Origin of the sequence: Proteus sp. G2300 (genome assembly GCF_009915965.1) — a bacterium.
GTDB classification, from domain to species: Bacteria; Pseudomonadota; Gammaproteobacteria; order Enterobacterales; family Enterobacteriaceae; genus Proteus; species Proteus vulgaris.
Window position 1 is genome coordinate 1 of sequence record NZ_JAABNK010000025.1, and the last position, 23099, is coordinate 23099.

At 38.8% G+C, this 23099-nt stretch carries 16 protein-coding genes and 2 rRNA genes; 4 read left to right on the forward strand and 14 right to left on the reverse strand.

Annotation, left to right across the window (positions count from 1 at the left end):
• Together GWI97_RS16065 and rrf are read left to right on the forward strand one after the other, a co-directional pair.
• Nucleotides 1-1676: ribosomal RNA gene (locus GWI97_RS16065) — 23S ribosomal RNA — on the forward strand; the annotation flags it as partial.
• Nucleotides 1677-1792: 116 nt separating this feature from the next.
• A 5S ribosomal RNA gene (gene rrf, locus GWI97_RS16070) occupies nucleotides 1793-1908 on the forward strand.
• 75 nt (nucleotides 1909-1983) lie between these two features.
• On the opposite strand, the gene GWI97_RS16075 is transcribed toward rrf, so the two are convergent.
• The 4 genes from GWI97_RS16075 to GWI97_RS16090 form a co-directional block, all read right to left on the reverse strand.
• Nucleotides 1984-2331, reverse strand: coding sequence for a YfiM family lipoprotein (locus tag GWI97_RS16075; RefSeq protein WP_036938637.1), 348 nt, complete (start codon nucleotides 2329-2331; stop codon nucleotides 1984-1986).
• A gap of 127 nt (nucleotides 2332-2458) precedes the next feature.
• Complete coding sequence (gene pssA, locus GWI97_RS16080; RefSeq protein WP_161681558.1) at nucleotides 2459-3817, reverse strand: CDP-diacylglycerol--serine O-phosphatidyltransferase; 1359 nt, start codon at nucleotides 3815-3817, stop codon at nucleotides 2459-2461.
• Nucleotides 3818-4004: 187 nt separating this feature from the next.
• Complete coding sequence (locus GWI97_RS16085) at nucleotides 4005-6665, reverse strand: bifunctional acetate--CoA ligase family protein/GNAT family N-acetyltransferase (protein WP_115370409.1); 2661 nt, start codon at nucleotides 6663-6665, stop codon at nucleotides 4005-4007.
• A gap of 46 nt (nucleotides 6666-6711) precedes the next feature.
• The gene (locus tag GWI97_RS16090) at nucleotides 6712-7395 is read right to left on the reverse strand and encodes a tRNA-uridine aminocarboxypropyltransferase (RefSeq protein WP_036939097.1); all 684 of its coding nucleotides are present in this window, start codon (nucleotides 7393-7395) and stop codon (nucleotides 6712-6714) included.
• Between the two features lie 231 nt (nucleotides 7396-7626).
• Here GWI97_RS16090 and GWI97_RS16095 point away from each other — a divergent pair, with 231 nt between their 5' ends.
• Nucleotides 7627-8751 carry a tRNA/rRNA methyltransferase gene (locus tag GWI97_RS16095; protein ID WP_036938628.1) on the forward strand — a complete coding sequence of 375 codons (1125 nt, stop codon included), beginning with the start codon at nucleotides 7627-7629 and terminating at the stop codon, nucleotides 8749-8751.
• 92 nt (nucleotides 8752-8843) lie between these two features.
• Here GWI97_RS16095 and emrB read toward each other — a convergent pair whose 3' ends face one another.
• From emrB to GWI97_RS16135, 8 genes are all read right to left on the reverse strand, one after another.
• Nucleotides 8844-10361, reverse strand: a complete 1518-nt coding sequence (gene emrB / locus GWI97_RS16100) for a multidrug efflux MFS transporter permease subunit EmrB (protein ID WP_036938624.1) — start codon at nucleotides 10359-10361, stop codon at nucleotides 8844-8846.
• A 15-nt stretch (nucleotides 10362-10376) separates the two neighbouring features.
• Nucleotides 10377-11555, reverse strand: coding sequence for a multidrug efflux MFS transporter periplasmic adaptor subunit EmrA (emrA, locus tag GWI97_RS16105; protein WP_036938621.1), 1179 nt, complete (start codon nucleotides 11553-11555; stop codon nucleotides 10377-10379).
• A gap of 192 nt (nucleotides 11556-11747) precedes the next feature.
• The gene (mprA, locus tag GWI97_RS16110; protein ID WP_087802748.1) at nucleotides 11748-12275 is read right to left on the reverse strand and encodes a transcriptional repressor MprA; all 528 of its coding nucleotides are present in this window, start codon (nucleotides 12273-12275) and stop codon (nucleotides 11748-11750) included.
• A 492-nt stretch (nucleotides 12276-12767) separates the two neighbouring features.
• Nucleotides 12768-13976: an MFS transporter gene (locus GWI97_RS16115; RefSeq protein ID WP_161752141.1), complete on the reverse strand. Its 1209-nt coding sequence runs from the start codon at nucleotides 13974-13976 to the stop codon at nucleotides 12768-12770.
• Nucleotides 13977-14143: 167 nt separating this feature from the next.
• Entirely contained in the window at nucleotides 14144-14551 is a 408-nt protein-coding gene (locus tag GWI97_RS16120; RefSeq protein ID WP_036938613.1) for a hypothetical protein, read from the reverse strand.
• Nucleotides 14552-14561: 10 nt separating this feature from the next.
• Nucleotides 14562-15893, reverse strand: a complete 1332-nt coding sequence (locus GWI97_RS16125; protein ID WP_161752142.1) for a phosphatase PAP2/dual specificity phosphatase family protein — start codon at nucleotides 15891-15893, stop codon at nucleotides 14562-14564.
• A 108-nt stretch (nucleotides 15894-16001) separates the two neighbouring features.
• Nucleotides 16002-17771: a bifunctional alpha/beta hydrolase/class I SAM-dependent methyltransferase gene (locus tag GWI97_RS16130; protein WP_161752143.1), complete on the reverse strand. Its 1770-nt coding sequence runs from the start codon at nucleotides 17769-17771 to the stop codon at nucleotides 16002-16004.
• A complete protein-coding gene (locus GWI97_RS16135) occupies nucleotides 17768-18403 on the reverse strand; it encodes a CDP-alcohol phosphatidyltransferase family protein (RefSeq protein WP_036938605.1) in 636 nt (211 codons plus the stop codon). Before GWI97_RS16135 ends, GWI97_RS16130 begins: the two co-directional genes overlap by 4 nt.
• Nucleotides 18404-18945: 542 nt before the next feature.
• Between GWI97_RS16135 and GWI97_RS16140 the strand changes: the two genes are divergently transcribed.
• Nucleotides 18946-21279, forward strand: a complete 2334-nt coding sequence (locus GWI97_RS16140) for a TonB-dependent hemoglobin/transferrin/lactoferrin family receptor (protein ID WP_226905402.1) — start codon at nucleotides 18946-18948, stop codon at nucleotides 21277-21279.
• Between the two features lie 94 nt (nucleotides 21280-21373).
• On the opposite strand, the gene GWI97_RS16145 is transcribed toward GWI97_RS16140, so the two are convergent.
• Together GWI97_RS16145 and proX are read right to left on the reverse strand one after the other, a co-directional pair.
• The gene (locus tag GWI97_RS16145; protein WP_036938603.1) at nucleotides 21374-21724 is read right to left on the reverse strand and encodes a hypothetical protein; all 351 of its coding nucleotides are present in this window, start codon (nucleotides 21722-21724) and stop codon (nucleotides 21374-21376) included.
• Between the two features lie 288 nt (nucleotides 21725-22012).
• Nucleotides 22013-23008 carry a glycine betaine/L-proline ABC transporter substrate-binding protein ProX gene (gene proX, locus GWI97_RS16150; RefSeq protein WP_087802737.1) on the reverse strand — a complete coding sequence of 332 codons (996 nt, stop codon included), beginning with the start codon at nucleotides 23006-23008 and terminating at the stop codon, nucleotides 22013-22015.
• Between the last annotated feature and the right edge of the window lie 91 nt (nucleotides 23009-23099).

A 23099-nucleotide genomic window follows, 5' to 3' on the forward strand; every position in this document is an offset into this window, starting at 1 on the left:
ATGCTGGAGGTATCAGAAGTGCGAATGCTGACATAAGTAACGATAATGCGGGTGAAAAACCCGCACGCCGGAAGACCAAGGGTTCCTGTCCAACGTTAATCGGGGCAGGGTGAGTCGACCCCTAAGGCGAGGCTGAAAAGCGTAGTCGATGGGAAACGGGTTAATATTCCCGTACTGGTGGTAACTGCGATGGGGGAACGGAGAAGGCTAGGTTGTCCGGGCGACGGTCGTCCCGGTTCAAGCATGTAGGCAGAGTGATTAGGCAAATCCGGTCACTTAATGCTGAGGTGTGATGACGAGCCACTAAGGTGGTGAAGCAATTGATGCCCTGCTTCCAGGAAAAGCCTCTAAGCTTCAGGTTACCAACAATCGTACCCCAAACCGACACAGGTGGTCAGGTAGAGAATACTCAGGCGCTTGAGAGAACTCGGGTGAAGGAACTAGGCAAAATGGTGCCGTAACTTCGGGAGAAGGCACGCTGGCGGTAAGTGAAGTCCCTTGCGGACGGAGCCGAAGCCAGTCGAAGATACCAGCTGGCTGCAACTGTTTATTAAAAACACAGCACTGTGCAAACACGAAAGTGGACGTATACGGTGTGACGCCTGCCCGGTGCTGGAAGGTTAATTGATGGGGTTATCCTTAGGGAGAAGCTCTTGATCGAAGCCCCAGTAAACGGCGGCCGTAACTATAACGGTCCTAAGGTAGCGAAATTCCTTGTCGGGTAAGTTCCGACCTGCACGAATGGCGTAATGATGGCCAGGCTGTCTCCACCCGAGACTCAGTGAAATTGAACTCGCTGTGAAGATGCAGTGTACCCGCGGCAAGACGGAAAGACCCCGTGAACCTTTACTATAGCTTGACACTGAACATTGAGCCTTGATGTGTAGGATAGGTGGGAGACTATGAAGTGTGGACGCCAGTCTGCATGGAGTCAACCTTGAAATACCACCCTTTAACGTTTGATGTTCTAACCTAGGCCCGTAATCCGGGTCGGGGACCGTGTCTGGTGGGTAGTTTGACTGGGGCGGTCTCCTCCTAAAGAGTAACGGAGGAGCACGAAGGTTGGCTAAGCATGGTCGGACATCATGCGGTTAGTGCAAAGGCATAAGCCAGCTTGACTGTGAGAGTGACGGCTCGAGCAGGTACGAAAGTAGGTCTTAGTGATCCGGTGGTTCTGAATGGAAGGGCCATCGCTCAACGGATAAAAGGTACTCCGGGGATAACAGGCTGATACCGCCCAAGAGTTCATATCGACGGCGGTGTTTGGCACCTCGATGTCGGCTCATCACATCCTGGGGCTGAAGTAGGTCCCAAGGGTATGGCTGTTCGCCATTTAAAGTGGTACGCGAGCTGGGTTTAGAACGTCGTGAGACAGTTCGGTCCCTATCTGCCGTGGGCGTTGGAAGATTGAGAGGGGTTGCTCCTAGTACGAGAGGACCGGAGTGAACGCACCACTGGTGTTCGGGTTGTCATGCCAATGGCATTGCCCGGTAGCTAAGTGCGGAAGAGATAACCGCTGAAAGCATCTAAGCGGGAAACTTGCCTCGAGATGAGTCTTCCCTGTCACCTTGAGTGACCTAAAGGAACGTTTAAGACTAAGACGTTGATAGGCTGGGTGTGTAAGCGTAGCGATACGTTGAGCTAACCAGTACTAATGAACCGTGAGGCTTAACCTGACAACACCGAAGGTGTTTTGTCTGAGAGACGAAGAGTAGATAAAGTAGGCTTGTTTAAGATTGATATTACTGGCGACTGACCGAAAGGAAAGAAGCGGGTAATAAAACCGAATTTGCTTGGTGGCCATAGCGCAGCGGTCCCACCTGATCCCATGCCGAACTCAGAAGTGAAACGTTGTAGCGCCGATGGTAGTGTGGGGTCTCCCCATGTGAGAGTAGGGAACTGCCAGGCATTAAATAAGACGAGAAAGCCAACCCACTGGGTTGGCTTTTTTGCGTTTAAGGTTTTTAAATAAAAGTTACAAAGTTACTTTAATTGTTGATAAAGTAATGAGCCTGCCGTCGCGCCAGCAACATCATAAGCAAAATCATGCCAACTCCAACCTGTTCCTTCGGGTCTACTATCATAAAGCTCTTTTGCTACTCCCAAACTAATCGAAAACGATAGACCTATTAATACACCTTCTTTATGGCCATAATTTTGATGTTCTGCATAAGCATTCGCACCCGCTGATGTCACCATAGAAAATAAGAAATGCTGAGCTTTATCTTTGCCTTTCCAATTGTCATTAGCAAAATGAAATGATCGACAACCTGTTAAAGCTATTATTGATAATAAAATAATAGCAGAACTATATTTGAGCTTTAGTTTCATAAAATAAAAGCCTTATTACGGACAATTGATGTTCTTAAATAAGATACATAGAGTATAGAAGATGATTATTGATACAAAAAAGCCTTACTAATATTAAGCAAGGCTTCGGGGGGAGGAAGTGTTAGTGTTAAAGTATACGGCTAATTAATCTATCAACACGAATACGTCGTAACCGTTTGATCAATTTTTTCACTTTAAGTGGGTAAAGTTTAATACTTTCTAGCTCTTGGTAATGTTTTATAATACGTGTTTTTTGGCGAATATAGGCTAGCTCTTTATGCCGTTGCTCATGTAATTCATGTTTAGGATCATGAATTAATATCGCATTTTCTAAATCTAATCCCCATGCCCGTGGGTTAAGATTATTACCTGTAATCAATTGCCAATTATCATCAACCCACACACCTTTTAAGTGATAGGTATTATCACTGTCTTTCCAGAGTCTTACTGTTAATTGGTCATTATCAATAAACCGTTGGAAACGCTGGGTAAATTTACGTAGATTGATCTCATAGAGATAAGGCAGGGCACCAATAATTTTAAACGGCTCTTCAGGTGGGATATAAAAGTCATTTGCCGTTTTATCACCAATAATAATTTCGACTTGTTTGCCATTTCTTAATAAATGGCTGATTTGACGAACAAGGATCGCAGGTAAATTAAAATAAGGTGTGCAAATAACTAATTTTTCTTCTGTAGAAGCCATTAGGTGAGAAATGGTCTTATTTAAGATATTTTTCTTACCTAAACCTACTAAAGGCGTTACTGCTAATTCATGATTAGAAGCATTGGCTTTAATATCATAGCCATCACGTGTGCGTAAATTAAAACGAAATTGGCGTATGCAATTTTTTATTTCAGCACAACGAACTCTATCTTTAATATCAAGACGTTGAATAGCTTCAGATTGCAGAAGATCACTCACAATAAATTGTTTCATTGTGGTCGCTAATTCACTATTTTGAATAATGTGATATCGGTCATAGCGATATTTATCTAGCTTATGCAAATACACATTATTAATACTTGCACCACTATAAATAACCGTATCATCAAAGATAAAGCCTTTAAGGTGTAACACACCTAGCGCTTCACGGGTATTAACAGGGATCCCATAAATAGGGAGCTCTATACCAGGGTGTTGCTGTGCAACATGGTAATACCAATCTGCATTTGTCGCATCAGCAGAGGCACCAATACGCCCACGTTGAGCACGGTGCCAGTCAACAATAACGGTAATGGATAATTCAGGACGTTGTTGTTTTGCGGTGTAAAGCGCATCAAGGATCTCTTCACCAGCCTCATCGTGCTCTAAATAAAGAGCAGTAATAAAGATCTCTTTTTTTGCTTGAGCAATATATTTCAATAAGGTGCTGCGAAACGCGGACGTCTGATAAAGCGTTTCAACATCAGCAACTGACTGAGCTAATTTAGGCAGTTGTGCAAGGTGTTGTTGATGCTTAGCAAGTTTTAGTTTAGACAACATCACAGTGCTTAGTTCTCTTGTTTATGATGGCAGATGGAGCCATCGTCCATGTGGATTTTCTTTAACCGATCTTCTGATCATAACATTAGTTATATGGGATGTACGCATAAAATCATCTTATATAGCTAATTTATCAAAGGATGTGTGAATAATCACACAACAAAACTTTCCCTTATGATGATAGTGCTTACACATTTTTTGGGGCATCAAGAAGTAAGTCAAGATTCACTATTCCTTCATCAAACTGCACTTCTACTGAAAACCCTAACTTCTTCGCTAAACTTATCATGTTACGATTTTCAGGCATGGTTATGGCGGTTAAACGTTTAATACCATGCTCTCTAGTATAGTTGATAAGTTTAGTCATAAGTTGATGACCTAGAGTATTCCCTTTTAAATCAGATCGCACAAGGATAGCAAATTCAGCATGTTGATTATCTGGATCTGCCATTGCGCGGGCTACCCCAATGATTTCCGGATTTTTTTCTGGATTTCGGATAGCGACAAATGCCATTTCTCGATCGTAATCAATTTGAGTCATATTTGCGAGATCGTCATGAGTAAACTCGCTGATCTCACTAAAATAACGATAATAAAGATCTTCTTTTGTCACTTGGTTAATAAAGGTTTTTAGTAGCGGTTCGTCTTCAGGCAAAATAGGGCGAATAAAACAAGGATTGCTGTCTCTTAGGAAAAATGTTTCTTCTAATTCATTGGGATAAGGACGGATTGAGAGCCTTTGATGTGGATCACCTTGTAGTGGTGCTAGCTCCATTGCGACATCTAATAATGTAAAATCATTACCAGAAGCTAGTAGTGGGTGAATATCTAACCTAACAATTTGTGGGCAATCTAAAAGTAGATGAGAAACCTGCACTAAAAAATGACTTAAACTTAAAATATTTAGAGGCTGTAAAGCGCTTCTTGGCTGTATTTTTCCACTTTTAATCGCATTAATCACTAAATAACGGGCAAGAGCCATATTCAGCGGTGGTAAAGCAACAGCAGCCTTAGTTTCAATTTGCCACTCAACGCCTCCCTCACCTAATAAAATTAACGGACCAAAAATCGGATCTTGCTCTATAGCCACTCGCAGTTCTTGAGAGCCGGCTCGATTTGCCATACTTTGCACTAATAAACCCTGAATTTGAGCCTGAGGGTAGAGTTCTGAGACTCGTTCGATAATGGCATGGGCCGCAGATGATACTTCAGAGCTATCACGCAGATAAAGCATGACACCTTGAACTTCAGATTTATGAGGAATATCAGGGGAACGCAATTTTAGTGCAACAGGATAGCCAATTTTTTCAGCTATATTCACCGCTTCTTGTGCATTATGAGCAATCCAAGTAGGGAGTGTATTGAAACCATAAGCTTCCATAATAGGCTGAACTTGGTGTGTATCTAATCGATATTGCTTATTCTGTAATGCCTTTTCAATGCAACGATGTGCTTGTTGTGTATTCATTTTGACATCTAAAGGCAATGCGGGTGTTTCTTTTAACTGTTTTTGATTTCGACGATATTCCACCATATGCATAAATGCAGTAACGGCACCTTCGGGAGTACGATAAGTGGGAATACCCGCTTCACTAAATAGTTTTCGTGATTGTTGAGATGAATATTCTCCGCCCCAGTTAGTGAAGACTGTAAGCCATTTACGTCTTGGGTGTTTATTTATGGTCTCTATTACACGTTGCGCGGTTTCAATGCTCGGTGCAATGGCACTTGGGGTATGAATAAGTAATAAAGCATCATGATCATGGCTATCTAATAAGCAATTGAGCGTCGCAATATAACGCTCAACCGTTGTATCATCACCCAAATTTAGTGGATTACGGATGGTATTTTCTGCTTGGATAACACTTTGTAGCTTTTGTGTCGTTTCATCGGTAAGTTGCGCCAGCTTTCCTGAATGCAAAAATAGTTCATCTATCGCCATTGCCGCAGGTGCAGAACCATTGCTCATAATCATTAATTTTTCGCCTTTTAAGGGCGTCATATAACTTAAGGTTTCAACGGCGGAAAACATTTCATGGGTATCTTGTACGCGCAATAAGCCTGCGCGTTGAAATGCTGCATCATAAGCAATGTCATAACTCGGTGTATCACCCAATAGCAGTTGAGCTTTTTGGGTTCGACCACTTTTTATGACCAAAATAGGTTTATTACGTGACGCACTTCGAGAGGCAGACATAAAACGGCGAGCATCTTTAATATGTTCTAAATGCAATAAAATAGCGCTAGTTTTGCTGTCTCTTGCTAGAAAATCTAGTAAGTCATCGACTTGTATATCTTGGTTATCTCCTAAGGCAATAAAGTAAGAAAACCCAATATTGCGATAATAAGCCCAATCTAAAATCGTATTGGCGACAGCCGCTGATTGTGAAATAAAAGCAAGTTTTCCTTTTTTAACAGGGAGAGGTGAAAAACTGGCATTTAGTCCCTGCCAAGGTGCTAAAAGGCCCAGGCTATTAGGGCCTAGTAAACGGATATGATATTGCTGGCAGAGTGATGTTATTGGCTGAAACTGTTTAGGCTGAGCTGAAAGAACAATAACAGCCTTACAACCTGATTCACCTAATTGCCTTAGCAATTCAAGATTACGGTGATGATGAGTACAGATAATGGCTAAATCAGGAACTTGAGGTAACTTATCAATAGACGGGTAAGTAAAAACACCAGAAACAGAACCACGAGAAGGATTAATTGGAAACACGGGACCGTTAAACCCACCACTGAGCAGGTTTTTCATCATAGTAGTTCCTGCTCGACCTAATTTTTCAGAGGCGCCAATGACTGCAATAGATTTAGGACGTAATAGTGCTTCAAGACCTCGTTGGCTCATATCCACTCCAGAGTTTCATTATCAACTGCTATTCAATGTAGCTGATTTACTCTTCTTTTGCCTGACGTCGATCTGGTTTTCCAAGTAAATATTGTTGACGAAAGTAACTAAAATGAGAAAAAAGTTGTTGTGAGGCTTGAATATCGCCGACATTCTCTAAAATAGAAGCGGCTACTTCTGCTGTACAATGTTGATCTTCTCTTGCTGCCTGGCGAAGTACATACTCACATTTACTTGTTTCATTTAAAGAAAAGAGAGGTAATGAATCGAGATAAGGGCTTTTACGAAACATTTTGCGAGCTTCACTCCAAGTGCCATCAAGGAGGATAAATAAAGGTGGTTTGCTATTTGCAGGGAGTTGGTTATACACAATACGTTCATTTGACGCATAACTTTCAGGAAATACAACATATGCTTGTCTATCAGGGGTATTTATTGCCTCTAATAAGGCTTGTTCAGGCGCTGTACGAGACCATAAAAATGCTAATGTATTGGGCAAAACATCAGCGATAAGCTTTCCTGTATTGCTGGGTTTCATCACTTCTGTATCATACATCAGTAAACAAAATTGGCTTTTTGCTGATTGATCGACGATTGTGTCACAAAGACACTGTTTTTCAGGCAGTAAGCAAAAAGTACAACGTTTTGTACGAAAACCTCGTGCTTTAAAAGGGCGAGTTGAAATTGAGAGTCGATATTGACGAAGTCGAGAAACTGCATTGTCACGCATAACAGATTGACCAATACTCATAAAAAAGAAGCGAATATTATCATGTTCAAAACAAACAAACTATTCGATGTATTTTTATGATAAAAATCATATTGATATATCAGCTTAGTATGATATGAATTAAATTATCAATTGTTCCTGATTAGTTTATCGATTCCTGTGCGTGATTCTCTCGGTGACAGTTGCTAAACTATCATGTAATCTGCGCCCCTATTGCAGTTGGAGAGACAAATGAACGATTCTTATGAAGGTAAAAACGGCAAAGTAAAAGTGATGTATGTCCGTAGTGAGGATAATGCCGATAATAAACCTAAAAAACCATCCCGTCGTCCTGAAAATGGTCGTGGTGATAGCCGTGACAACAGACGCGGTGATAACCGTGACGACAAAAATCGTGATAATAGACGTGGTGATAACAAATTTTCTCGTCGTGATGACCGCAGTGCAGGTAAGCCTTCAGGGCGTGGCGCATCACGTAACGAATCGAAACCTTCTCGCGATAGCGAAGGTGGACGTTTTTCTCCATGGAAAACGGTTTCTCGCCCTGTTGGTGAAGAAGCAATTAAAGAGCATGATGGTATTACAGGTAAGAGCCAAATCGATCCTGAACAGCTTCGTCGCCAACGCTTAGAAGAAACGCGTATTTATGGTGAAAATGCTTGCCAAGCAATGTTTAAAAATCGTCCTGATGCGATTGTACGTGCTTGGTTTTTACAAGATGTTACACCACGTTTTCGTGATGCCTTAAAATGGATGGCTGCAAACCGTAAAGCTTATCATGTTGTTGAAGAAGAAGAGATGGTCAAAGCCGCTCGTACCGATCACCATGGTGGTGTGTGCTTCTTAATTAAAAAACGTGTGGGTCATGATGCAGAAGCTTATCTAAAAGATGCGCCTGAGAGTGATTGTGTGTTAGCACTGGAAGATGTGGGCAATCCACATAACGTAGGTGCAATTATGCGTAGTTGTGCACACTTTGGTGTGAAAGGGGTCATCTCGCCTGATTCTGCGGTATTAGAATCTGGTGCGGCTGTTCGAACCGCAGAAGGTGGTGCTGAATATATCCAAGGTATTGATGCTGATAATTTTGCACAAACCTTAGATAAATTTAAAAAAGCAGGTTATACGCTGGTGGCAACATCAAGCCATAAAGGGAGTGTGCCATTATCAAAAGCACAATTGCCAGCGAAAATGGTGCTTATCTTAGGCCAAGAAAAAGATGGCTTAAGTGAAAGTACGCTAAATCAAGGTGATATGAGCATTTACATCGGTGGTACAGGACATGTTGAGAGCTTAAACGTTTCTGTTGCTTCAGGGGTATTATTAGCAGAATGGTGGCGCCAGCACCAAGGCTAATCGCTTTATTATTTTAATAAATGATAAAAAATCCCGCTTAGTCATGATGATTTAAGCGGGATTTTTATTTATAAGGCCGTACGGTAATAGCCTTATTTCCCAGGCGAGAATGGGGGTTTTGCAAACCAAACTACGATCATCATGACAAGGAAAATACCTGCGGCTAACCAGAAAATCTCATTGGCTGAAATAATTAATCCTTGTTCTGTAATGGTTTTCGCTAAATAGGCGGATGCTTGTTCATTTGAAAGACCAAGATCATTCATTTGTTGGAATGCCATTTGTGAATCTGGATCAAATGGATTAATTTTTTCTACCAAGGTTTCATGGTGAAGTGATTCTCTTTGTGTCCACATTGTAGTTGTTAATGATGCACCAATTGCCCCAGCCAATGTTCTTAAGAAGTTCGAAAGACTTGACGCTGATGCCATTTTTTCTGGCGGTAATCCAGATAATGTCATCGTAGTTAATGGCATAAAGAAACACGCAACCGCTAAACCTTGCCAGAATTGTGGCCATGCTACAGTAGCAAAATCCATTCCTGGCTCGAAGGTATAAGCTCGCCAATAAAAACACACAGAAAACATAATAAAACTGAAACTGATGATATAGCGTAAATCTACTTTACCACCAAATTTACCTATAATCGGTGTGATAATTAAAGGTAATAAACCAACAGATGCTGATGCTAAGCCTGCCCATGTTGCTGTATAACCAAAGACTTCTTGTAAAAGCAGTGGCAGTAAAACAATGGTGCCAAAATAAATCATATAGGCGAGGCTGAGTGTGACACACCCAATGGTAAAGTTCCGACTTTTAAAGAGTGAAAGATCTATCACCGGATGATCATCTGTAAGCTCCCACACAATTAAGAAGCTAAGCGCAACCACGGCCACAATGGTGAGCACAATAATTTCTGTTGAGTTAAACCAATCAAGCTCTTTACCTTGATCGAGCATGATTTGTAAAGCACCTATGCCAACAACGAGTAAAACAAGGCCTATGGTATCAATTGGCTTAATTTCAGTTTTTGTTTCTCGCCCAGCTAAGGTGTTTGTGATACACATAATAATCAACACACCAAACGGAACGTTAATAAAGAATATCCATCCCCAATGATAGTTATCGCTAATATAGCCACCTAAAATAGGTCCTAAAATCGGAGCCACAACAATGGTCACAGACCATAGCGCAAGTGCCATATTTCGCTTAGCGGGTGGATAGTTATTCAATAATAAACTTTGTGATAAAGGGATCAGTGGCCCGGCAACTAATCCTTGAAGTACACGGAAGAAAATAAGCATTTCAAGACTTTGTGAAATACCACAAAGCCAAGACGTTAACGCAAAAAGCGCTGTTGACCACATAAAGAGTCGAACTTCACCGAAGCGTTTTGCTAGCCAACCTGTAATTGGAATGGATATTGCATTTGCCACACCAAAAGAGGTGATAACCCAAGTACCCTGAGAGTTAGATGCACCGAGGTTTCCTGCAATAGTTGGAATAGCGACGTTAGCGATTGTAGAATCGAGAACTTGCATAAAAGTTGCCAACGCAAGTGCGATGGTCATTATGGCAAGTTTTCCACCTTGTAATGGCTCTTTGATCACCTTTACACCTCGCCTTTATTGTCCTGCATTTTGTTCAATAATTTCATTGATCAGTTTATTTATTTCTGACATATCAATCGTTAGAGCATCAGTATGATAAGCAGGTACTTGGCGTTCGCTGTGCGATAGTACTTTTCCATCGAGGTTAATCGTGTCAACGGTTACTTCAGAAGAAAGGCCAATACGTAGTGGTTTTTCTGCTAATTCTTTTTCATCTAATGAAATACGAACAGGTAAGCGTTGAACTACTTTTATCCAATTGCCACTTGCATTTTGAGCAGGTAATAATGAGAAAGCACTTCCAGTTCCCATATCTAAACCTAATACAGTGCCATGATAAATCACTTTTTTACCATAAAAGTCGGTAGTGATTTTTGCTGGTTGGCCGATACGCATATTGGCGAGTTGGGTTTCTTTAAAATTGGCATCAATCCACATACCTGTAGTGGGAACAATCGCCATTAATGGTTTACCTGGTGATACTTGTGCGCCAACTTGCACGCTACGACGTGAAACATATCCGTCAGTCGGGCTTAGAATTTTAGTGCGTTCTAAAGCGAGCCATGCATTACGAACATCGGTTGATGCTTGTAAAACAGAGGGTTGTTGTGCAATGGGCGTATTCAAGATAATCGCTTGGTTAGCATTGTATTGTTCTTTAGCAACTTCTAATGCAGCTCTTGCCGTGGAAACCGCTTCTCTTGCGTGTTGAAGCTCTTCTTTACCAATCACATTACGTTCACCCAACACTTCACGGCGACGAAGGTCATTTTGTAATTTAGTGAGCTCGGTTTCGCGTAAAACGATGTTTGCTTTTAATTGACGACCATTAATGATTTGCTGATGCATTTGGCGAACACTGTTAGCTAATGCTGTTTTTGCTTTTTCCAATGCCAGTTTTTCATCACTTGAATCTAATAAAACTAATGGTTCGCCTGCTTTGACAAAATCGGTGTTATCAACATAAACGGTAGTTACTGAACCAGAAATTTGTGGCATTACCATTATTTGATTGCCAGTAACATAAGCATTATCAGTTGTTTCATGATGCCTTAATACCATAAACCAATAAGCGGTGTAAGCCACTCCAGCAAGAATAAATAGAATAGTTAGTAACAGTAGAACATTTCGGCGAGTTCGTTTTTTATTGCGAATGGGAGCCTGAGGGGGGGTATTTTCCTCATTAACACTCATTTAGAAGATCTCCATAAAACCAGAAAAACATCATTAGATATGTTTCCAGTATTGAAACTGGAAACATAATTATAAGGTCAATCTTAGAATAATGATTAGCGTGAAGGTAAATTATAAATGCTAATGGGTAAGTATGTTTGCCGTTTTATGGCGTAAATAGGATTAGATCAATAAAACTATTTATTGTACTACTTATTCACACCCGTTCTCAGCCAAAGTATCTAATTGTAATAACAACTTACGCATGAGCGCTTCAAGTTGTTTTTGTTCTGCTTGATCTAAAACAGACCAGATTTGTTTTAAACATTGATGCTGTGGCGGTAATAAGCTATTTAAAAACTCTTCACCTGCATCAGTTAAGTGGAGATGTAAACAACGACGGTCATTATGACTTTCACGACGCTCAATCCAACCTTGTTTTTCAAGTTCATCGGCAATACGTGTTGCATTTGTTCTTGAAGAACCTAGCGCAGCACTTAGCTCTGAAGGTTGAATACTTCGATTTTCTGTCGTATCTAAAATCATTAGTGCCATAAATAATGTCTCGTTAATACCTTGAGACTTCAGCATATTATTACGACTTTCAAGAAGTTTGCTTTGAACATGCATAGAAAGGCGAGTTAACAAAATTTCTTGATAAGGAATATCTTTGTTAAGTGATTTCTGTTGTGTAGCGCGAGTGTTTAGTAATTCTTCTGTTGGCGTAAATGAGCTTTCCATTTTTAGACACCTTGTTAGTTTCGAAAATTAGGATAATGCTGTTATCAACATGTTAAATGGTATATTAAACACACAATTTAGCAATTTTTATTATTTATAGTCACTATGTTTTTTTGATTATGTTACCTGATTCATAAATTTTTTGAATGATAACATAAAAAAAAGGATAGGTACTTATCTCTTTGCAATAAGTTAGTAAAATCAATTTATCACTTATCTGACAATGAATAGTAGTCTATTTGCGAAAAAACGGATCGTTTTTTACGATAAAACACGTAATAAATTTATTTTTACTGCTAATGGTTACCATGATGATAATAACGATTTTAAATTATCGCCAATGTGCTTTATTGGTAAGATTGATATAATTTTCTTAATAAAGAATGGGATGATGATATACATCAATAGTAATCACGCTGTTAAAACATTCACATTTTATTCTGATTAGAGTGGGATTGTAGGAATAATATAACCCTTCCGTGGGCCTAAAGATTATTCAGCATGGATGATTGGATCATTTCTATAACCTAATAACCAAACAATAAGGCCTATAACGGCAATAACTAATCCAGCAATAGAAACTCCCATCCATCCGTATTGATGATAGGCATAACCGGATAATAAAGAGCCTAATGCCCCGCCAATAAAATAGCTTGTCATATACGCTGCGGTCAGACGGTTTCTCGCATCAGGTAAAATACGATAAATGGTGCTTTGATTCGTGACATGTACTCCCTGAACAGCTAAGTCTAGCAGGACAACGCCAATAATAAAGCTGATGAGCCCAACCCAGTGATAATAAGGTGCAATAATGATAAAACCCCAAGAAAGAAGGAGAATAACTAATCCTATTGTGGTGGTTTTCTTACCTTTTCCTTTATCAACTAATACACCGGCTTTTCCCGCCATCAATGCACCCGCGGCTCCCACAAGACCAAACAATCCAATCACTGCATCAGAGTAGTTAAAAGGATCTGATGCCAGCAAAAAGGCCATCGATGTCCACAATAAACCAAAGTGAGCAAAAATTAGTGCACCAATTAATGAACGAGTTCGAAGTACAGGGGTTGTAACAAATAATTTGAAGATAGAACCTAATAATTGAACGTAATTTAAGTCTGTTTGACTTTTATAAGTAGGTAAACAGCGCCATAACGTAATAGCTAAGATTGTTAGAAAAACACTCGCAACCCAAAAAATACCTTGCCAATTTGTAAATGATGCCATCAGCCCAGACACTGTTCTAGCCAGTAAAATACCCAATAAAAGGCCACTCATAATCGTGCCAACAGCTTTCCCTCGTTGGTGTGGTGCAGCGAGAGTGGCTGCAAAAGGAACTAGAATTTGGGCGACTACAGAGAACATACCAGAGAGCGCGGTACCAATTAACATTACCCAAATGTTCGTTGCGATAGCGGTAATTAATAGCCCACTGGCAGAAATTAATGTCATGGTAATAATGAGTGAACGGCGTTCAAAAATATCTCCCAAAGGCACCAATAGCATCAGTCCTACGGCATAACTGAGTTGCGCCGTGGTAACAATAAATCCGGCTAATGTCGCTGATATATGAAAATAATTTGCGATAGAATCAAGTAGAGGTTGTGCGTAGTAGTTACTGGCGACAACCATGCCTGTAGCAACGGCCATGAGCAGAATAAGGCCTTTACTAAGTGATGTTTGTGGGGCGGTGTTTTCCATAATACTCATAACAAATCATTTGTAAGGTTAATGATAGTAACATGAGTCATTTTTTTGAGAAAAGAATTACTGTGATAAAAATGTTCAATTAATTTGATATAACTCTTTATATTTAATTATTATAACATATTGTTTTATGTACTAAATAACATTATTAATAGTGCTTTTTAATAACTAAAAAGGGTAATAAAGAGAGTAACTAGGTTCCATATCCATTGAATTGAAATGCCAATTATTGCAAAAGAGAATAGGCGCTTCGTTCCTAGCCAGCGAGCTTCCATTGTTTGTTTTTGGGGGCGTTTAGGAAATAGTGTAGAGAGGCTTTTATCAAAGCTAACATCATCTTGATAGCGATATAGAGCTTGAAAAAGATGACTATCAAGCCATAAGCGAAAAAGAGAGTATTGGGTTAATAGAAACAAAACGGAAGCAACAAAAAAAGCCAGTTTATTATGAAAATGAAGGCTAAACACAGGCCATGTACTCAAATAAGGTAAAAGTGATAAAAACAGTAAATAACGCCAACTTTGTGTTAAAGAGCCAATTACTTTGCCACTAGTTTTAGTTGTTAACATGGTTGCCTCGTTATTTAATGTGCTGAAAATGTGAATACCAATTTTGTAGCGCCTCTCGTGTTTCTGGATTTAAAATAACGTGAGGACGAGCTTGAGAGACTTTTTTTATCGCATCCTCTAATGTCGCTACTGTGCCATTATAAACTAACCAAGCAACAACAACGGTTGCACTACGCGAATAGCCTAGTTTGCAATGAATATAAACAGTTCCAGCTTGATTTAGTTGCTCCATTGATAACATTGCTTTGTTAATATCATTTGGAGATAAAGGCAATAAATCGATTTGGGGTTGCGCTAAATAAAGCTTATTTTGACTAAATTTATTTCTTGGCCATTCACAGGTTAAATCAAAGACCGCATTGGCGTTTAATTCGTAAAGAGGGCGACTACCTAATAAAATGCCTTCAGTGACTAAACTTGGTGTTTGGCACTGTTTTAAATAATAACGATAAGTACACCATGCAAAAAAGCGATAAGGTAAGAGGATTATTCGTGCAGAAAGGGGAATTTCACCTTGTGTGTTTTTTTGAAAAATAGAAGCGCCAGCGCCTAAATAACCTAATGTCACAAATGTTAATGTGATTGCAGGCCAGAGAGCAAACCAAAAAGGCCCTTGTAACACAAAGGCTAACAAATAGAACACAGTCGCAGATAATGCATAGTTTTTGGCAATACGCAAACTGCGTTTACTGCCAGTAAAATGCCATCTCCAACGTGAACTTATTGGTAATAAATAGCAAATAAACACACCAGCACCAAAGCCGGTAATAATATCAATGAAATGATGTTGCCACGTTGTGAGTACAGAAATAGCTATTAACAATGACCATAAATTTAAAAAACACTGCCACGATTTAGGTGTATGGGCACGGAAACGTAACCAAATAATCCACAATAAAATAATGTGTAAAGAAGGGGCTTGGTTATAAGGTAAATCGAAGCCTTCTAATTGGGTAAATAACCAACCAGAAAAGCCCTCTGTTGTTGGGCGAATAAAACTAAATTTTAAAGGGAATAATAAAAAACCGGCACAGGCTATAAGAGAGGCAACAATTAAACGCACTCCATGTATAAATTGTTCTCTTAATGTTGTACATATAAGTAGGGAAATACCATAAGCAATATTCACACTCCAATAGGGAATGATTGTCCACGGTAAAAAGGGAATTGCCTTTTCCCATGAATAAACAAAAGAAGGAATATTAGATAAGGTGGAAGTGTAAGTATTGACTTGCATATAAGTTAAATAGAAAAAAGGAGCTAGAAATAACAGCCATACAATCCCAGCAAGCCAGATATTTTTTCTTGATGATGTTATTTGAGAGCGCTGAGTTCCCTCCATACTAAATTTCCTTTTTTGTTTATCGTTTTTTCTATTTTTACAGTTTGCTTAAAATTATCGCTATATGGCAACATATAGCGATAATTCATTTAGCTATAGCGTATTTCGTTAGCGACGTTTTGCTATAGATACACTAAAAATACCCCAGTGATCAATTTGTTGATCGAGCTTTTCAAAACCCGCTTCATCCACTAGTGCATCCATTTCACCTTGACTGCGACAACGCATGATCCATGGTTGGCCATTTTGGTGACTAGGTAATACACGGGCAATCATTTCAAGTTGAGGGTGCCAAGGCTGACAAGTGTAAATCAGTAATCCTCCACTTGGAATTGCTTGTGATAATCCTTTTAAAGATGTTTTTAGCAGATGATTTTCAGGGAATAATTCATAAAGTCCACTCACGATACCTAATGTTGGTGATGGTGAAACTGCACTTAGGCTTTCTGCATCAAAAGCGTTACCCTCTTCAAAACGTACTTTATCTTCTAAATGACGTTCTTTTATGGCAATTCGGCCTTGTTCAACGTTAATAGCGCTATAGTCGCGCATTAAAATTGAATCGACTTTAGCATAGTCATTAATTGCATCAAAAAGATAGCGACCTTGTCCTGCAGCGATATCCATAATATGCACAGGCATATTATTTTGTATTAATTGGCGAATTGCATAGCGGATAGTATTTTCAATATTGATTTTACGTTGGCGAATGCCTTGCCAACCAATACTATTTAAATATTGTCTATCAACAACCCGACCAAATAAGCCTTTCCCTTGAGGCTGATTACGATAGACATAGTCCAGCGTCGATCCGGAATCAAAACCTTTATCGTAACCTAGAGCAACACCTTCAGATGCTTTACCTAAAGTACTCATCGAACGACTAAGCACTTTGTAATAGAGTCTTTTTGGACAATATTTAGGAAGTGGTGTCTGTAATGCGCGATAAACATCTGCACTATGGCTCCAAGTATCTTCATGTTGGTAATCATGTTGATAAAGTGGTTGTGCAAATAAAGTTTCAATAAAACTGCGCATTTTATTGATAGGAATAACTCTGTCTCTCTCACCTAAAGTGTCGTGGTAAAAGCCTGGTAAGACATGTTTTTCTTTGATAGATGTATTTAAACGTTCATAGAAAAGATGTTGAGGATTAGCGTGAACCACATGATCATTGCCTGAAATAAATAATTGTGTTGGTAAAGTAATTGCACTTGCATCTTCAACAACACGATCAGCCGTTTTATAAAGCTCTAATAAAATATTGACGGCAATAGGGCGAGTGATCAGCGAGTCTTGGTTAAAAGAGTCGATGCGACTTTGATCATGAGTTAAGTATTTGGCTTTCACGTATGAATTAACATAAAAGAGCCCGCGAGCTTTTTGCATCAAGGCAAGACCTGCGCGTGCAAAAGGGACATATAATTTCACTTTAAATGCAGGGGAAGCTAACACCATACCGCGGATCTTAGGGGCATAATCGTGTACCCAACCAGTAACTAAAACGGCGCCTACACTTTGACCAACAACCAGAATATTCTCCATTGGAATATTATAGTTGGATGAAACGTAATGAACGAATTCGTCTATATCTTTTATTGAAGTTCCCATTGATGGGCTATAACCGCGAGCACCTTGATTTTTACCATGTCCACGAGCATCCCAAGCAAACATTGAAAAATCAGGAAGATCTAACTCATCCACTAGATGAGAAACACGACCTGAGTGTTCATGGCCTCGGTGAAATAAAATAATTGCTTTTGGTTCAGTGGTAATTTGAGCAGGCCAATGGCGATAATACAAAGATGTTTTATCGCTGGTGGTAAATTCAGACTCAAACATATTCCTTTGAGTTTGATATTGCGGTTGTTGATTCATAACGATGTATCCTTATCTTTATCTGTCATCGTTGATTCTTTTAGTGCGCGATGAATTCGGTGATAACAAGTCAACAAAAGTAATAAATTAATAATAATAAAAAGATAATGCGTGTTTTCTGATAATGTCAGGGAAGGGAATAATCCGATAAAAAAAGCGATAGCACCGAAAATAAAGGCTCTATCACTTTTTCCCATCGGGCCATCATAACGACGAGACGCATGAATAGTTTGGGCAAGCACGCCTAAAAACTCAGTCATTATCATTAAAAAGAGTGCCAGCATGATCCACCAATAGGCTTGTGGAAAAATAAAAGCAAAAGGGAGATAGAGTGCAATATCTGAAATAACATCGCTGGCTTCATTTAATATCGCCCCAAGCGCACTTTTTTGATTATGTTCTCGTGCAAGCATGCCATCTATGGCATTAAGCGCCATACGAAAAAAGAGGACAAAAGGGAGCAATAAAAATAAATGGGGATAAGGATAAAGCAAAAGTAATCCACCAACAGCAATGGATAACAGTAAGGCAAAAAGTGTGACCTGATTTGCTGTGATCCCTTTTGTGAATAACTGTTTTACATAAGGGCGTAAAAGAGATTGAAACTTGGGTTTTAGGTCATAAATTGTCATGACGCATCCTTGTGTTCAAAAGTGCGTATATTACCTCATATTATTTATTTTATTATTAACTGATTTTTATCTCGTTGAATATCATTATTTTAATTGTTTAATTTATTCAATAATTAAAAGAGAATGTGATATTTGAAATTTACTTGAATTAATAATTAGATAGCTGATTAAATAAAGAAAAAGAGAAGGAGTATAATGATAATTATCAGATTGTTCTGTGTTTTTCTTATCATTTCTCTTTATAATTGATTAAATTTTCTTTAGTAATTTTTATGTAATCATGATTCGTTAAGCAAATGAAATGAACTAAAAATAGGGATAAGTTATTTCCTCATAATAACCAATGAAATTAGTTTAATTCATTATAAATATTATTTTAGATGAGATTTAAATCTAACAAGAATGTATCAATAGTGTAGTTATCTGTATTGAGTGATAAATGCAAAAAAACTAGATAATGATAATTATTATCATAATTGGCGATGTTAGTTACAGCTCTAATCATTTATCAAACCAATAACCATATAAAAGATACGACTATTATGATCCATTTCTTAGCAAAAAATGATGCTTATCGTCAGGGAATTGGGATATTTTCATTTTCATCATCAGCGATTGCATTATTATTGACTTCACTTACTTCGTTAAATAGCTATGCGACTGAAAGTGTAAAACCAGAAATAACGACACCGGCTAAATCTGATATATCTATACAATCAAAACCGCGTGAGAATATTATTATTGAGCCTATTTACGTGATGGGGGAGCTTAATTCGAGTGTTGATGCTGGGAGTACGGTTCTGACACTAAAAGATATTGATCGAATTCAGCCTAATAATATTGCAGAGCTGGTGGACAAATTACCCGGAATTTCATCTTCTGGTTCCCCAAGGCCTGGTGGTCAAACATTGAATATCTGGGGGATGGGTAATCCTGAAGATATTAAAATCACACTTGACGGTACGCCCAAAACCTTTGAAAAATATCGTCAAGGTTCAATTTTTATTGATCCCGAATTAATACGTCGCCTTGATGTTGATAAAGGCCCTCATAATATTACTCAAGGTAATGGTGGGTTTGGTGGTTCAGTAAGAATTGAAACCAAAGATCCCGATGACTTATTATTACCCGATCAGAATATTGGGATGTTTTTAAAATATGGTCACCATACAAACGATAGACAAAATCGTTATAGTGGTGCGGTATACGGTAAATTACTTGATGGGCAAGCAGACGGATTATTCTATTTTAACCGTCGTGAAAGTGATGATCTGAGACGTCCTGATGGAACTAAATTTGGTTATTCACAATCTGATCAAGATTCTTTTTTAATTAAAACCAATATCTACCTAACCGAAGCACAAACATTAACGTTATCAGCATCGCGCTCAGAAAGTGATGGCTGGACACCTTGGGCGGCTAAACGTGATGAATTAGCTAAACCTAGTCAAGCTGACGTAGATAAATATGGCTTTGATGCGGCGATGAAGCGCAAATTAGTTTATCGTGATCAAAAAGATGACACCTTCAGTGTGAAATGGAATATTCAGCCAGTTGATTCCGATTTAATTAATTTAACACTGACTTATGGTTATTCAAAGACAAAACAGAATGATAACCGCCCTGAGAATGCAAGTTCCTATTTTAGTAGCAGTATGGGAAATCAAAGCTGGGTTGATTATCGCAATCATCAAATTGAAATTAAGAACGAAAGCACCCTTATGCAAGGTGCTTTAGAACATAAGGTATTAGTGGGAACACGCTGGCATCGTAATGATCGTGATGTTTTAATGTTTACACGAGATAAAGCGAAAAATCCAAATTATAATTATGGTTATTATGCTCCACCTTATATGCCTGAAGGAACGCAAACGACAACCAGCTTCTATCTTCAAGATTCAATAAGTTATAGAAATCTGACGATAACACCGGGAGTGCGCTACGATATTGTTAAAAACAAAGGTAAAGGTAGTCGAGCTATTACCTATCAAGATCCTGATCCCTATTATGGTCATGATTACTCTGATGTAACCTATCGAGGGGCAACACCTCATTTAGGTTTATTATGGAAAATGAACAAGAATTTCAGATTCTTTGGTGATTTAACCTATACATGGCGAGCACCATTGATTGATGAGCAGTATGAAGTACAAGGAAGTATTTCTAGCTTAACAGGCACGAGCCGTCATCTAGACAAGGAAACAGTAAGAGCTACACGGATTGGCGCAATTGCAGACTTTGAAAGTGTTATTCAACGAGAAGACCAACTGCAGTTAAGAACAACACTGTTTGATACTCGAGGTAAAGACGAAATCTTCCGTCGTCGCGGTGTTTATTGTGAAAGCCAAAAGGTGGATGGACATAATAGAAATTGCCCGCCTTCCATCGGTAACTACCGTAATTTACCAGGTTACCATATTCAAGGACTGGAAATTGAAGCCTTTTATAATAGCCCTAATGTATTCGGTCGTTTAGCGTATTCAACAATGAAAGGAAAACGGGATCAATCACCACGTGATCCGTGGTTTGGTCAGAAAACATGGATTGCTGAAATTCAACCGGATGCTTTACATGCCACAGTTGGTGTAAAAGTCCCTAGTATTAATATTAATATGGGGTGGACTGGTGATTTTATTGGTGCTCAACGACGTTCACCAACAGATGCTGATCCTAATGCCACTTATTGGTCTCTACCAAAAAGTAAAGGTTATGCAATCCATGGTTTATTTGCGAATTGGGAACCGTCTTTTATAAAGAATACGGAGGTGCGTTTTACTGTCGCGAATATATTTAACCGTGATTATTATCCTTATTTAGGGGAATCAGTTTCAGGTGTAGGACGCGACTATCGATTTACTGTGGTAAAACGCTTCTAATATTAACGCCAGTTGATATATACGTTAAAAAAATAAACCCCATGATAATATGGGGTTTATTGTAAATTTAGAGGTCAATACCCAATATATTGAATCAATAACCTTGTGATGCAGAAGTTGCAATCATTGCCATCATGGTAGTGAAGAAGAAAATAAAGAAAATAACAGCCATAATGATGCTGATAATAAAGTAAATAAAGCCCGCTCTATTCCATGTTTCTTGTACTTTCATAAAGGTTTCAACAGAATCGTAGTCACCCTTCTTCCATGCCCATTCATTACCTTTAATACCACAGATAAAAATCCAGATAAGATTAAGTAAAGGAACGAGTGCTAATAATGGAAGATAGGATTTATTGCCAAATCCCCAAATAATATTAAACATGAAAGCCCCCCAGTTCCAACGTTTAATTTCTTCAGGTACAGGTTTGTTAGTATAAGACACAATTTATTCCTTATCTAAATCTTCAATATGAGAATGAGCATGCCAAAAATGGCAACTGGAGAAAAAAATAATCATAATTGAAGAAATGAGTGAATGAAAGAAAGGGAGATTTAAGTGTTTAATAAGGAGAATAATCTTAACTATAGAATAGTGTTAAAATGATTTTTTATTGTATAAATGTATTTTGTTTAATGATGTGTAATTTTAATTATTTATAAAAAAACAGACCACAATATTGTAGCCTGCTTTTAGTTATCATCTTTTTAGATTATGTGTTATTTCATCATATTACTTTGCTGCACTTCGAGCTTGTTCAACCCAGCCATCAAACGTTTTCTGATGGGCTTTGATCCATGCATTTGCATGACGCTCAATATCAGCTTGTGATTTTTGACCATTATGCATACGCAAATTCTGCGCATTGATATCGGCAACAGACATTTTCATGACTTCAAAGAGTTTTGCTGCTGCTGGATTATCTTCTGCCCACTTTTTATTTGCAGCGATATGCATGGTGCTTGGTGGAAAACCGTAGTTTTTCCCATTTGCCAATGTGGTGTCTGTTTTATCATCACCGGGTAAAGATGAGAACGGTACTTGTAACCAAACAACATCTTTACCTGGCTTTAATACATCACTTATCCAATATGGCGTCCATGTATAATAGAAGATAGGTTTACCTTCTTTATAGCGAGTAATAGTATCTGCCATCATCGCTGCATAGTTACCTTGGTTATGTGTAACCGATTTTTCTAAATCATAGGCTTTTAAATGATTATTGATAGCTTCTTCACAACCCCAACCCGGGTTGCAACCTGTTAAGTCGGCTTTACCATCACCATTGGCATCAAAGAGTTTGGCGATTTTAGGATCTTTAAATTGCTCAATATTGGTAATGTTGTATTTTTCAGCCGTTTTCTTATCAATTAAGTAACCTTGAGCTGCGTTAACGACATAATCACCTTTACGATAAAAAGTGTTATCGCCACCCGCAGCTTCATATTGTGAGTTATGAAGTGGAACCCAACTTACGGCCATAAAGGTGGCATCACCGTTGGCGATAGAGGAATAAGCAACATTGTAATCGACTTCTTTAATCGGTTGAACCGTGTAGCCTAATTGCTCTAGTGCTTTGTTAACGATTAAGGTTTGAAAGGTTTCTTCAGAAATCGTACTTTGCACAGGTTGAACCGAAATCCCTTTTCCAGGTAAATCAGCAGCGGATAACTGGGTGCTTATCAGTGTGGCGGACAATACGGTTGCCCAGATAACTGGATTACGCATAGTTTTTCCTTCTGTTGTGATGGTAAGAGATAAATAGCGACAGCGAACTGTCGCCTCTATTTCTTATATTGATTGAACGTGATGTTTTTTA

Coding starts and splice junctions, on each gene's coding strand:
- GWI97_RS16075 (WP_036938637.1), bottom strand. CDS start 2,331: ATGAAACTAAAGCTCAAATATAGTTCTGCTATTATTTTATTATCAATA.
- pssA (WP_161681558.1), bottom strand. CDS start 3,817: ATGTTGTCTAAACTAAAACTTGCTAAGCATCAACAACACCTTGCACAA.
- GWI97_RS16085 (WP_115370409.1), bottom strand. CDS start 6,665: ATGAGCCAACGAGGTCTTGAAGCACTATTACGTCCTAAATCTATTGCA.
- GWI97_RS16090 (WP_036939097.1), bottom strand. CDS start 7,395: ATGCGTGACAATGCAGTTTCTCGACTTCGTCAATATCGACTCTCAATT.
- GWI97_RS16095 (WP_036938628.1), top strand. CDS start 7,627: ATGAACGATTCTTATGAAGGTAAAAACGGCAAAGTAAAAGTGATGTAT.
- emrA (WP_036938621.1), bottom strand. CDS start 11,555: ATGAGTGTTAATGAGGAAAATACCCCCCCTCAGGCTCCCATTCGCAAT.
- mprA (WP_087802748.1), bottom strand. CDS start 12,275: ATGGAAAGCTCATTTACGCCAACAGAAGAATTACTAAACACTCGCGCT.
- GWI97_RS16115 (WP_161752141.1), bottom strand. CDS start 13,976: ATGGAAAACACCGCCCCACAAACATCACTTAGTAAAGGCCTTATTCTG.
- GWI97_RS16120 (WP_036938613.1), bottom strand. CDS start 14,551: ATGTTAACAACTAAAACTAGTGGCAAAGTAATTGGCTCTTTAACACAA.
- GWI97_RS16125 (WP_161752142.1), bottom strand. CDS start 15,893: ATGGAGGGAACTCAGCGCTCTCAAATAACATCATCAAGAAAAAATATC.
- GWI97_RS16130 (WP_161752143.1), bottom strand. CDS start 17,771: ATGAATCAACAACCGCAATATCAAACTCAAAGGAATATGTTTGAGTCT.
- GWI97_RS16135 (WP_036938605.1), bottom strand. CDS start 18,403: ATGACAATTTATGACCTAAAACCCAAGTTTCAATCTCTTTTACGCCCT.
- GWI97_RS16140 (WP_226905402.1), top strand. CDS start 18,946: ATGATCCATTTCTTAGCAAAAAATGATGCTTATCGTCAGGGAATTGGG.
- proX (WP_087802737.1), bottom strand. CDS start 23,008: ATGCGTAATCCAGTTATCTGGGCAACCGTATTGTCCGCCACACTGATA.